The sequence below is a fragment of the [Mycoplasma] cavipharyngis genome (assembly GCF_042984175.1).
Classification (GTDB): Bacteria; Bacillota_I; Bacilli_A; order Mycoplasmatales; family Mycoplasmoidaceae; genus Mycoplasma_N; species Mycoplasma_N cavipharyngis.
Genome location: NZ_CP155569.1, coordinates 595,244 through 607,979, shown reverse-complemented (window position 1 = coordinate 607,979; position 12,736 = coordinate 595,244). Strand labels below are relative to the sequence as shown.

Annotated in this window: 10 protein-coding genes; 9 read left to right on the top strand and 1 reads right to left on the bottom strand. The window is 22.9% G+C overall.

Features of this window, described 5'->3' with window-relative positions; translation table 4 throughout:
* Window positions 1–37 precede the first annotated feature (37 nt).
* Window positions 38–964 (bottom strand): L-lactate dehydrogenase, encoded by a 927-nt coding sequence (locus MCAV_RS02455; RefSeq protein ID WP_391591550.1) that lies wholly within the window; start codon window positions 962–964, stop codon window positions 38–40.
* A gap of 486 nt (window positions 965–1,450) precedes the next feature.
* Between MCAV_RS02455 and MCAV_RS02450 the strand changes: the two genes are divergently transcribed.
* The 9 genes from MCAV_RS02450 (at window position 1,451) to MCAV_RS02410 (ending at window position 12,711) form a co-directional block, all read left to right on the top strand.
* The gene (locus MCAV_RS02450) at window positions 1,451–2,431 is read left to right on the top strand and encodes a ribose-phosphate diphosphokinase (RefSeq protein ID WP_391591549.1); all 981 of its coding nucleotides are present in this window, start codon (window positions 1,451–1,453) and stop codon (window positions 2,429–2,431) included.
* A 19-nt stretch (window positions 2,432–2,450) separates the two neighbouring features.
* Window positions 2,451–2,996 carry a ribonuclease M5 gene (rnmV, locus tag MCAV_RS02445; protein ID WP_391591548.1) on the top strand — a complete coding sequence of 182 codons (546 nt, stop codon included), beginning with the start codon at window positions 2,451–2,453 and terminating at the stop codon, window positions 2,994–2,996.
* Window positions 2,989–3,846, top strand: a complete 858-nt coding sequence (gene rsmI, locus MCAV_RS02440; RefSeq protein WP_391591547.1) for a 16S rRNA (cytidine(1402)-2'-O)-methyltransferase — start codon at window positions 2,989–2,991, stop codon at window positions 3,844–3,846. The genes rnmV and rsmI overlap by 8 nt, the downstream gene beginning before the upstream one ends.
* Before the next feature lie 62 nt (window positions 3,847–3,908).
* A complete protein-coding gene (locus tag MCAV_RS02435) occupies window positions 3,909–4,781 on the top strand; it encodes a hypothetical protein (protein WP_391591546.1) in 873 nt (290 codons plus the stop codon).
* 54 nt (window positions 4,782–4,835) lie between these two features.
* Entirely contained in the window at window positions 4,836–6,095 is a 1,260-nt protein-coding gene (tyrS, locus tag MCAV_RS02430) for a tyrosine--tRNA ligase (protein WP_391591545.1), read from the top strand.
* 7 nt (window positions 6,096–6,102) lie between these two features.
* A complete protein-coding gene (gene ffh / locus MCAV_RS02425; protein ID WP_391591544.1) occupies window positions 6,103–7,449 on the top strand; it encodes a signal recognition particle protein in 1,347 nt (448 codons plus the stop codon).
* A 5-nt stretch (window positions 7,450–7,454) separates the two neighbouring features.
* A complete protein-coding gene (locus MCAV_RS02420) occupies window positions 7,455–8,459 on the top strand; it encodes a phosphatidylglycerol lysyltransferase domain-containing protein (protein WP_391591543.1) in 1,005 nt (334 codons plus the stop codon).
* Window positions 8,460–8,487: 28 nt separating this feature from the next.
* Entirely contained in the window at window positions 8,488–9,750 is a 1,263-nt protein-coding gene (locus MCAV_RS02415) for an AAA family ATPase (RefSeq protein WP_391591542.1), read from the top strand.
* 354 nt (window positions 9,751–10,104) lie between these two features.
* Window positions 10,105–12,711: a hypothetical protein gene (locus MCAV_RS02410; protein WP_391591541.1), complete on the top strand. Its 2,607-nt coding sequence runs from the start codon at window positions 10,105–10,107 to the stop codon at window positions 12,709–12,711.
* Window positions 12,712–12,736 lie beyond the last annotated feature (25 nt).

The window sequence follows — 12,736 nt, the reverse complement described above, 5'->3', positions numbered from 1 at the left end:
ATTTTTATTTAAAAATTAGTTATTTGAAAGAAAAAGATTATTTCATCAAGTAACTTTTTAAAACTTCAACTGAATTTTTTAATTTAGCTTTTTCTTTTTCATTTAAAGGTAATTCAAGAATTTTTTCAATTCCATTAGCACCAATTACACATGGAGTTCCAAAAACAATGTCTTGATAACCATATTCACCATGTAAAAGTGGACCACAAGCAATAATTTGTTTACTATCATAAACAATCGCTCTAATAAGTTTAGCAACACCACCACCAATACCATAAAAAGTAGCCCGCTTACGTTTAATAATTTCATAAGCTTTTCTACGAATTGGAGTTTCTAAATCAGTTTCATAATTACTATCATTATATTTAGATTTAAAGTGTCTTAGTGGAATTCCATTAATTGAAATGGCACTAAAAGCAACTAATGAAGAATCACCATGTTCACCAATCACATAACCTTGAATATCAATTGGAGAAATATTTAAATCACTTCCAATAAAATATCTTAAACGTGAAGAGTCAAGAACTGTTCCTGATCCAATTACTCGATTGTGATCAAAACCTGTTGCTTTAATGTAATGATAAGTCATTAAATCTACTGGATTAGAAACCATAATGGTAATACCTGTAAAACCACTTGATTTAATTTTTCGACCAATTTCTTCAATAATTTTACGATTATCTTCAATTAATTCTAATCTAGTTTGTTCTGGTTTTTGTGGTAAACCTGCTGAAATAACAATAATGTCAACATCTTTTAGATCATGATAATCATATGCTTTAACATTACTACCTTCACGAAGAAATGAACAAGCGTCTTGAAAATCTAAGACATTACCATCTCTAGGATCAGCAAAAACATCTAATAATCCATATTCACTAGCTAAATTTTGTTGTAAGGCTGCATATAATGACGACATTCCAACTGCGCCACATCCAAGAAAAGCAATTTTAGTTTGTTTCATAATTATTTTTTTCTTTTAATTTCTATTTTTTATTTTTATATTTAAATTTTTAATATATTCATTAAATTTAATGAAAAATCAATTAATTTGTAAATTGATTAATAATTTTAATTTTTAATCAATAATAAATCGAGTCTTTTAATTTTAATGGAACTTAATTTTAATTAAAAATATTTTAATTTGGTTAATTATTTTATAAAAATATTAAATTTTTATTTTTTAATTAGATTAATTTTTTATTTTGTTGTAATATGTTAGATCAATCTTAATTAATAATTATTTTTAGTTAATTAACTTTGATATTTTTTATAAAAAGACTCCAATAAATATTCTAATCTTTTTTTATCAAAAATACAAATTAAATCATTCAATTTTAAAATTTTTATTTAATTAAAAATAAAGCCAATACTAAAAAAAACATCTCTTTTATAATATGTTATAATTATCAACTGATTTTTATAAATAAGAAAAAATAAAACGTTATAAATGAATAACAACAATAATTTTTTAATCTTTGGATTACAAGGATGTGAAAAATTAACTAAATTAATATGTGAACAATTTAATGTTGAACCAGCTCCAATTGAAATCCGTCGTTTTGCAGATGGTGAAATTTATTGTCGCCCCCTAATTTCTGTTCGCAATAAAAAAGTGATTTTATTACAATCAACTTATCATCCTGTTAATGATAATTTAATGACATTATTAATTACTATTGATGCTCTAAAAAGAGCATCAGTAAGAGAAATAGATGTAATTATTCCTTATTATGGCTATGCTCGTCAAGATCGTAAATCTAGTGGCAGAGAGCCAATTACTGCCAAATTAGTTGCTAATTTACTAACAGTAGCAGGTGTTGATCGTGTTTTATTAATGGACATTCATTCTAATCAAATTCAAGGTTTTTTTGATATTCCAGTTGATACTTTACAAGCAACTTATTTATTAGTTGAAGTTTTAAAACAAGATTGTGATTTAAAAAATTTATGTATTGTTTCTCCAGATTATGGAGGAATTAAAAGAGCTAGAGAAATTTCTAACATTCTAAAAGTTCCATTAGTAATTATTGATAAAAGACGTCCAAGCCCTAATACTGTTCAAGTAGAAAATGTTTTAGGTGATGTTATTGATAAAGATTGTGTTTTGGTTGATGATATTATTGATACTGGTCAAACAATTATTAATGCTTCAAAAACACTAAAAAGTAAGGGCGCTAAAAAAATCATGGTTTTAGCTACTCATGGTTTATTTAGTTATCAAAATGGCGATAATTTTTGTGATGCATGTGAACAGAATATCATTGATCGAATTTATGTTACTAATACGATTAATAATGTCTATAATTTAACAATTCCCAAACTAAAAATTGTTGATTTATCAAAGTTTTATAAAAAACTAATTGAAATTTATATTAATGATCATGGTTCAATTAGTAGTGTTTATGATGAATATCGTAAAAAAATTTAGTAAATAATTTTAATTAGTAATGAAGCTTAAAATCAAATTAGATTGTGTTTTTGTTGTTGAAGGCAAAACTGATACTAATTTATTAAAAACTTTTTTTGATGTTGCTACAATTGAAACTAATGGATCAGCATTAACATGACGAACTTTAAATTTAATTAAAAAAGTTAAAGCAAAAAGAGATGTTATTTTATTATTAGATCCTGATTATCAAGGTCAAAAAATTCAAAAAAGAATTTTAGAACAAATCCCAGATTGTCAAGTTTGTCATTTTTCAAAAAAAGATTTAAATCCAGAAAAAACTAAAACTGGAATTGCTGAAGTTGATATTATTAAACTCAAAACAAAAATTATTGATTTTTTAGCAAATCAAAAAATGAGTAAAAATAATAGTCAAGAAATTAGTTGAAATCAATATTTAGATTTAAATTTAACAACTAAATTAAAACGTCAAAAAGTGTGTGATTATTTTCAAATTCCTTATTTTAATCATAAAAATTTATTTAAAAATTTACAATTACTTAGTTTAAGTTTAGCAGAAATTAAACAAGCAATTAACTATGAATAAATATCACAAACTCTATGTAGTTGCAACACCAATTGGTAATTTAGAAGAAATTAGTGATTTAGCTAAAAAAATTTTAAGCAAAATTAAATTAATTATTTGTGAGGATACAAGAGTAACTCAAAAATTACTAAATTTACTCAATTTAAACTTTAATCAAAAATTAATTAGTTTTAATAAGATTAATGAAACAGAAAAAACTCAAAAAATTTTACAATTATTAGAAAAACAAGAATGTGTTTTAGTTTCAGATGCTGGATATCCTGTTATTAGTGATCCTGGTTTTGATTTAATTAAAACTTTAAGAAAACTTAATGCTCCAATTCAAATTGTTAATGGACCTTGTGCATTAATTCATGCTTTAGTAGCTAGTGGAATTGATAGTCGTAAATTTTTCTTTGCTAATTTTCTTACAAAGAAAAAAATTCAACGCAAAATTGAATTGAATCAACTAAAACCAATTTTAAACATTAGTACAATAGTTTATTATGAACCATTAAATTATTTAATAACCGGATTAAATATTTTATTAGATGTTTTTGGAGATATTGTGATTGGTGTTGGTCGTGAATTATCAAAAATTCATGAAACTTTTTATTATGATAAAATTTCTAATTTAATTTCTCAAATTGAATTAAAAGGTGAATTTGTGATAATTATTCCTAAGCAAGACATCTTAGATGTTTGTTTATCTGATCAGGAAATTGTAATTAAAGTTGATCAATTACTAAAATCCAATATTAATCTTAAAAGTGCTTGTAAATTATTAGCAACATCTAAGCAATCAGCATCATTAATTTATAAAACTTACATTTTTAAGAAAAAAAGCAAAGATAAAAAATTAATTTCATAGTAAAATTAATTAGTTTATAAATAATTAAATAATTAATTAACAAGTGAAAGTGAATCATTATTTTGAAAAAATTTAACGAAACTAAATTATTTTATTATTTAAAACAAAATTATAATAATTTATCAACTTTTATTAAAAAAAACCAATTTAATAACAATAAATTTATTTCATATTTTCAAAGATTTTATGATTTATTTCGATTAATTAGTTTTATTGTTATTATTATTTTTTCACTAATTTTAGTTGTTTTTATTTTTGAAGTACCAAAAAGTATTAGTTTTGATGGTACATTTGCTAATCGAATTTGAGATGGTGCGAATCGAGCAATACAAAGAACATTTATTGTAAGTTTTAATATTGGTTCAACTATTAAACTATGACAATTAAATCCTTTAATTATTCAGTTTGTTTTCACGTTTTTAAGTTTTGTTTTAATTAGATTTTTCTTTTTGTGAATGATTAATTTTTTAAATACAAAATCAATTGATCAAAATTTAAAAATGATTAATCAATCAAAATGAACTTGATTTAAAAAGATGATGAGTAAAATTTCTAGTTTTTTTCCTCCTTATTATTTTTTGTTTTTATGGATTATATTTCTAGCTATTTTATCAGCTCCAGTGTTTAGACAATATCAATTAGATTTTAGATCAAATTTATTTTGAACTTTTACAACTACAACTATAACTCAACAAGGAAATAGTCAAACTCAAAATATTTTTATTTACAATTATGCTCCTTTTTATTATTTAGCATTATTTTCAATAATAATTTTGCTAATTTTAATTTTATTTATTGCTTTAAAAAATTTTTTAGGCATTAGTAAAACTAAAGAAATTAAGAAATTTAAAAATAATAAAATTATTAAACCAACTAAATTTCGTGCAGAAGTTGATAACATTGTGGAAAATTATGATATTGAAAAATTTAAGTAAAAAAGTCAAAAATTGTTGCAATAACAGTTTTAATTATCACTAAAATCTATAAACATGAATTTATTAGAAACTCAAGCCAAATTACTAATTGAAGAATTAAAAATTAGAAATTTAATTGCTGATTGTACCAATTATGATAAATTATTTAATGCTTTAATTAATGATAAAAAAATTTATATTGGATTTGATCCAACAGCAAAATCTTTGCATTTAGGCAATTATGTTGGAATGTGTATTTTAAAGCATTTTAAAAATTTTGGATTCAAAACAGTTGCTGTTTTAGGTGGAGCTACTGGATTAATTGGTGATCCATCATTTAAAAAAAGTGAACGTAAATTATTAACATTAGATGAAGTTAGTAATAATGGTGCTAAAATTAAGTTACAATTAAAAAAATATACTAATTGTGATTTAATAGTTGATAACTTAGAATTTTATCAACAAATGTATTTAATTGATTTTTTACGTAATGTTGGTAAATTAATTAATGTTAATTATCTACTAGAAAAAGAAGCATTATCTGAACGATTAAAAACAGGATTATCATATACAGAATTTACTTATCCATTATTACAAGGATGAGATTTTTACTGTTTGAATCAAAAATATGATGTTGGTATTCAAGCAGGTGGATCAGATCAATGAGGTAATATTACAACTGGAATTGAAATTATTCGCAAATTAGTGACTAAACAAAATAATATCGTTGGTATTACTTTTAATTTATTAACAGATTATCAAGGTAATAAATTTGGTAAATCAGAAAATAATGCCTTATTTCTTGATCAAAGTTTAACTAGTCCGAATGAAATTTATCAATTTTTATTACAAACTGCAGATCAAGATGTTAAAAAATATTTACTAACTCTAACTTTTTTATCAATAAATGAAATTAATGATATTATTTTAAAACATGAAGAAAATTTGAAATTACGTTTAGCACAAAGACAATTAGCTAAAGCTATAATTTTGGATTTGTTTGATCAAAATGAATTAAAACAATGTGAAATTATGGCAAAATTATTATTTGATAATAAAGAATTAAAAATTACAACTGATGAATTTGTTATTTTAGAAAACAATTTAATCACAGTTAAAATTAATCAAGCAACACAATTAATTCATTTGTTAGTAGCAACTAAATTAGTTGCTTCATTAGGGCAATCACGTAAATTAATTCAATCTTCTGGTATTAAAATTAATAATCAAGTAATTAATGATACTAATTTTATTATTTCAAAAAATCATGCCATTAATGGTTATGTTTTATTACAAAAAGGCAAGAAAAATTTTGCCTTAGTTAAATTTTATTAGGAAAAATATGATTTTTAAAACAGCAATTCAATCAATTGTTAGTCGTCATTTAAAAAATAAATTATTAAAAAATGAAATTACTGAAAATGATTTAGCGCCTATTTTAAGAGAAATTCGTATTTCTTTTTTAGACGCTGATGTTAATTTAAAAATAATTCGACAATTTTTAGATAGTGTAAAATCTGAAGTCTTATCACAAAAACAATTACAAACTAATGTTAAATTAGATGAAGTTTTATTATCAATTATTCGTCAGAAATTAATTGAAATTTTAGGACGAAATACTAATCCACTAAAAATTGAAAAACGTCCTTTAAAAATTATGATGGTTGGTTTAAACGGATCAGGAAAAACTACCACAACAGGAAAAATTGCTTATTTTTTAAAAAACAAACACCAAAAAAATGTTGCTAATATTGGTTTAGATATTTATCGACCAGCTGCTATTCAACAATTAAGAACTGTTTCTAAAGAAGTTGATGTTGCTTTTTTTGAAAAAGGTTTTCAAAATCCTGTGCAAACTGCTAAAGAAATTTTAACTGAAAAAGATCATAAAAAATTTGATGCTTTTATTTTTGATACTGCAGGAAGATTGCAAACTAATGAAGCATTAATGCAAGAATTAACTAATTTAAAAAGAATTATTGAACCTCAAGAAATTTTGTTTGTTGTTGATGCTATGGCTGGTCAAGATATTTTAGAAACTGCTAAAGAGTTTCATAAAAAACTAAATTTAACAGGAGTAGTTATTACTAAAGCTGATTCTGATGCTAGAATGGGTGCAGCTTTATCAATTGTTGCAACTTTAAATATTCCAATTAAATTTTTAGGTACAGGTGAAAAATTCCAACAATTAGATATTTTTCATCCTGATCGAATTGCTGATCGAATTATGGGAATGGGTGATTTAGTTACTTTATCTGAAAAAGCTCAAGAAAATACGGATGCTAATCGCGCTAAAAAAAGTTTGTTTCGAATGTTAAATGGTCAATTTGATTTAGAAGATTTGATGCAACAAATGCGTGAAATTAAAAAAATTGGTTCATTAAATTCGATTTTAGCAATGATGCCTAATAATAAAATTAATTTATCTGAAAATCGTATTAATGATATTGAACTAAAAATGAAACGATGAGAAATTATTATGTCATCTATGACATTAAAAGAACGACGTAATCCTAAATTATTTAAAAAAGATGCTAGTCGTAAAATTCGCGTTATCAAAGGTTCAGGTTGTCTGCCTGATGATTTGAATAAGTTATTAAAAAAATGAGATGAGTCTAAAAAACAATTGGATACATTAGTAAAAAATTTGAAAAAAGGACAAAACCCATTCGGTAACTTATCATTTTAGTGTTTATGGAACGTTTAAATTGAGCGACTTATAAAAAATTGCAAAACGAAATGGATCAAATTAATCATAATTGTAAATTTTCTGCTTTAACTTTGTTAGGTTTATCATATTATGGTATTAAAATTCGTTTTGAAATTGTTTCCTATGATGATTTTAAAATAATTTTTTTTGATTTAAAATTCAATCGTTTTATTTCCAATGATATTGATGCCATTCAAAAACGAGTAACACAAATTTTAGAATATGGTGATCATTTCATTTTAATGCCAATTTTTGATCCTAGTAAAATTAGTGTTTTTGATGCAGTATATTGTAATTTTTATAAATTAAAAAAAATGTATCCAATTAAATTTGCTACTGCAATTGAAGGTGTTAATGAAGAACAATTACAATTATTAAAAGAAAATTTAGATTATGAAGTAGTCTATAAATGAAATGCTAATTATTTATATCACTTAGAAAAACTGAAAACTTTTTCAGGTAAAAAAATGCAAAAAAAACGTAATCATTTAAATTATTTTTTAAACCATTATCAAAATTTAGTAACAGTTAATAAATTTAATTTAACAACTGATCAAAATGATATTTTAGATTTTGCGTGAAAATCTATTGTTAAAAACGATGAAGAATTTTCTTTAAATGAATACATTTTTTTAAAAAATTTATTAAACCACATTGATCTAACAACAATGTCAGGAATTGTTGTAAGAGAAATCACAACCAACCAAATTATTGGTTTTACTATTGGTTATAATCATAAAAAACATTATGAAATTTTTTTTGAAAAAGCTGATCATAATTGAAGGGGTTTATTTCAATTTATTATTTTTCAAAATTTAAAAATTAATAATATTGATCATCAATGAATTGATCGTCAAGATGATATGGGACAAGAAAATTTAGCTATTTCTAAACGTTCTTATTATCCTGAAGAAATTATTCAATTAAATATGATTTATATTTTAGATACACCAAAAAATAAAATCTTTTTTCCAATTTTAGAAGAATAAAAAATTTTATTGTGAAAGCATATTTAAATTGAATAAAACGAATTTAATTGAATTATTACAACCTAAAAAATTAAGCGATATTATTGGTCAAACCCATTTAATTGGATCTGATAAATTAATCACTAAAATGGTTCAATTAGAAAAAATATTTTCTTTAATTTTTTTTGGTCCTCCAGGAACTGGTAAAAGTAGTTTAACAAAAGTGATTTGTAATGAATTAAATATTAATCCGATTATTTTTCAAAGTTCATTAGAAACTAAAAAACAATTATTAGATAAAATTCAATTATTACAATTACAACCAATTAATCAACGTGTCTTAATTGTTGAAGAAATTCATTTGCTTCATGTTGACAAACAAGATTTATTTTTATCAGCTTTAGAAAAACAAGAATTTATTTTATTTGCAACAACTACAGAAAATCCCTTTTTTGTCATTAATCCTGCAATTAGATCTAGAGCACAATTAATTGAACTTCAAGCAATTAGTGATGATGAGATTTTAATTTTTATTAATAAATTAATAGCAGAAAAGCATTGTTTAACAAATCTAACTACAAATCAAAAAAATGTTTTATCACGTCATGTTAATGGTGATATTAGATTTTTGTTAAATACTATTTCCAAATTAAATTTATTGTATCCTGAAACAATTAATGATGAAAATTTACAAATAATTTTAGGACTAAGTCATTGTATTACAAGTGATGATAATAATGAATATCATAACTTAAAATCAGCTTTGCAAAAATCAATTCGTGGTAGTGATCCTAATGCTGCAATATATTATTTAGCAAAACTATTAGAAATTGGTGATTTAAAAACGATTGCACGAAGATTAATTGTTTGTGCTTTTGAAGATATCGGTTTAGCTAATATGAACCTTTGCAATCGTGTTATTAATGCTGTTAATAATGCAATTAAAATTGGAATGCCAGAATGTATTAATTTATTAGGTCCAATTGTTATTGATATGGCTTTAAGTGTTAAATCTAATTCAGGTTCAAAAGCTTTATCTGAAGCTTTATTATTCATTAGATCTAATCCTAATTTTTTAATTCCTAAACATTTACATGATAATCATTATCAATCAGCAATTAAATTAGGAGTTAAGGGATATCTTTATCCTCACGATTATCCTTATCATTATATTGAACAACAATATTTACCAACTAAAATTAAAAACCATATATTCTATCATTATGATCTTTATAGTCCATATGAAATTAAAACATTAAATTATTGAAAAAATGTTAAAAATGCAATCCAAAATTTAAAACTGAAATCATAACTTTAAAACTGATTTTTTTTAGTAAATATTTTTATTGTTAATTTAAAAATCATTTTGTTAATTTAGTTAAAAAATATTTATTTTAAATCTAAAAAATTAATTAATTTTTGATAATTCAATTAATAATTAAAATGATTTTTTTGATTATTAATTTATAAGAATTTATCCCAAATATTAATTTTATTTAAGAATAATATTAAAATATTTAATCTTTTATAATAGATCTACTTTTCAAATAAAAATCTCATTTTTTAATTAGATAATAATCAATCATCTTTAATTGTCTTATGAAGAAAAATCTTGATTTAATGATCTAAATTGATTAAAAAATTTAGAAAGGATTTAAAAAATATTATGAGTTTTAAAAATAAATTTAGTAGTAAAAAATTTCGTTTGAAATTCTTTCTTGGTCTTAGTAGTTGTCTATTAACAACATCATCAATTGCTATTGCTTTACCTTTAACTTTAAATATTAAATCAGCAACTAATAATAATTATTTGCTTCAAAAAATTACATTTGATCAAAATAAAAGAAAATTAGAAGCTGTTTTTGATCAAAATTCACCATTGATAAAAAATAATGCTAAAGTAATATTAGCTTTTATTCCAGAAACTGGTGGTCAATTAGTGACTAATGAAATTAATTTAAAAAACGGTCAAAAAACTTATAATCTTAATATTAAAAATTTAATTATTAATAAAAAATATAAAGTTCAATATGTTAAAGAAGGCCAAAATATTAATAAAGCTCCAAGTTCTCCTTTTTTAAGTTTTGTTATTGAACCTGAAAATTCATCAACCATAAATTCACCATCTACTACAGCAGTAGTTGATAGTAAAAATCAAAATGCTAATAATAAAAGCAATCAAACTAAATCTCAAGCCCAACCTAAACTAAATCCACCAACACAATCAAAATCTAAAAAACCTAAACCTGAACCACCAGTTAAAATAGATTCACCAACTCAATCAGATTCTAATGAACCAAAACCTGCAAACTCATCACTAGATCCAACTCCAAATTTAGTTGATTCTACTACAAGTTTAGCAGAGATGGTTCATGCAACTCTTGATAAAACTAATATTAAAAATGTTAAATTAACACTTGATTTTACTAATAATGCTAAAACTAATGCTTTTTTTAGAAAAATTGAAAATAAGTATCCAACCTTATATTATGTTACTACTGATCAAGAACCACTTGCAATTAGTCAACAACAAAAAAATGATCAGTCACAATTAGTAGTTCATGGTGAACAAAAAATTACAATTAATCAAACACAATATCAATTTAACTTAAAAAATTTAGATGTGAATCAATCTTATTTTTTAGAAAAAATTGTTTTTACTGATACTAAAATTGATTCATTAGATAGTGAAAATAATCAATTAAAAACTAAAAACACTGTTTTAAATGATGATCATGATCAACTAGTTTTCTCACAAAAACAAAAAGAACAATTAGTAGTTGAGTTTAGTTTAATAGATCACATCATAGTTGAAAAATATGTTGGTAGTGCTAAAGTTAAAGTTAGTTTGAAAAAAATTGCTCATGATGAAACTAAAAACACTTCTTATAGTTTGCTATACAAAGAAAACAATCATCAAACAAATATTAATGATAATGAAACTGAAACTAATTCTTTAAATGATTCATCAATTAAAAAAATTACTATTAATAATCAAACAAGTAAAAATTTAGAATTTGTAATTAGTGATTTGAATTTAAATACTAATTATCAAATTATTGATTTACAACAAAACATTAATGATAATTCAATTTTAGATTCTAAAAATATCTCATTAAATTACAATCAAGAAATTAACACTAGTGGTATTGATTTAGATTCAACTACTAAAAATAAAACTTCATTTCCTTTTAATTTTGCTCTAAAAGCTAAATTAGTTAAATTTGATAATTTTAATGAAGCAACATTTCAAGCTTCTTTTGTAGTTGAACAAAATTTTGTTAATCAAAATAATTTAAAATACAGAATTACTTTTTGACAAAAAAACAACTTATCTAATTCAAATGTAATTGAAAAAATTTATCAAACTTTTAATCAAACTGTACAAAATGATAATAGTGTTTTATATACAATTAGTAATAGCCAATCTGGATTAGATGAAACTAAAGATCAAACATTAATTTTAAAAAAATTAGAAGTGCAAAAACCAGATCAATCATGATTAGTAGTTGCTGATGATCATAATTTTAGTAATGAAGTAATGACTAAAAAAGAAGTTAGTATTTTAAGTAAAGAAAACTATGCTAAAAAACTAGATAATATTATTAAAACTGATCCAGCAATTACTAAATTAAATGGTTTACCAGCAGATTATATTGCTAGAATCACTATGAACGATTCTCAAATTCAACAAATGTTTGCAACTCATAATTTAAGATTAGATCGCTTTGTTAGTGGTAGTAGAAATAGAAAAGATGTAATATATCTTCATTATTATGCTCAATATAATAATAAAGAAGAAAGATTTACAACAATACTTGATAAAGTTCAAGATGTAATTGTTAGTTATGATCTTCGAAATTTTTGAACTGCTAAAGCTAGTTCAGAAGGCTATTCATTTCCATATACATATAATGCTTCATGAGCATTAGATGGTAATGGACGTAACTATTGATATGCTAATAGACAAAACAAAGATATTGTTTATAAATTAATTTCTAAAAAAACACGATATGTTGATTACATAACTGTTTTTACAAAAAATGAAAAAGATTATTATCAAAATGCCAATCTAAAACCAAGTTATATTGATAAAGATGGTAAAAGAATAACATTAAGTCCTCGTCCTAGTGAACTTAAAAATGGTAAAGTAGCATGAACATTTCATATTAGAGATTTTGTTAAAGAATTTATTATTACTTATCCTAAAGGTCAACAAGCAAAATACACATCAATTACTCTTTTTGAAATTCGTGCAGATAATAGATATTAATTTTGATTTCAAGTAAACAAATTAT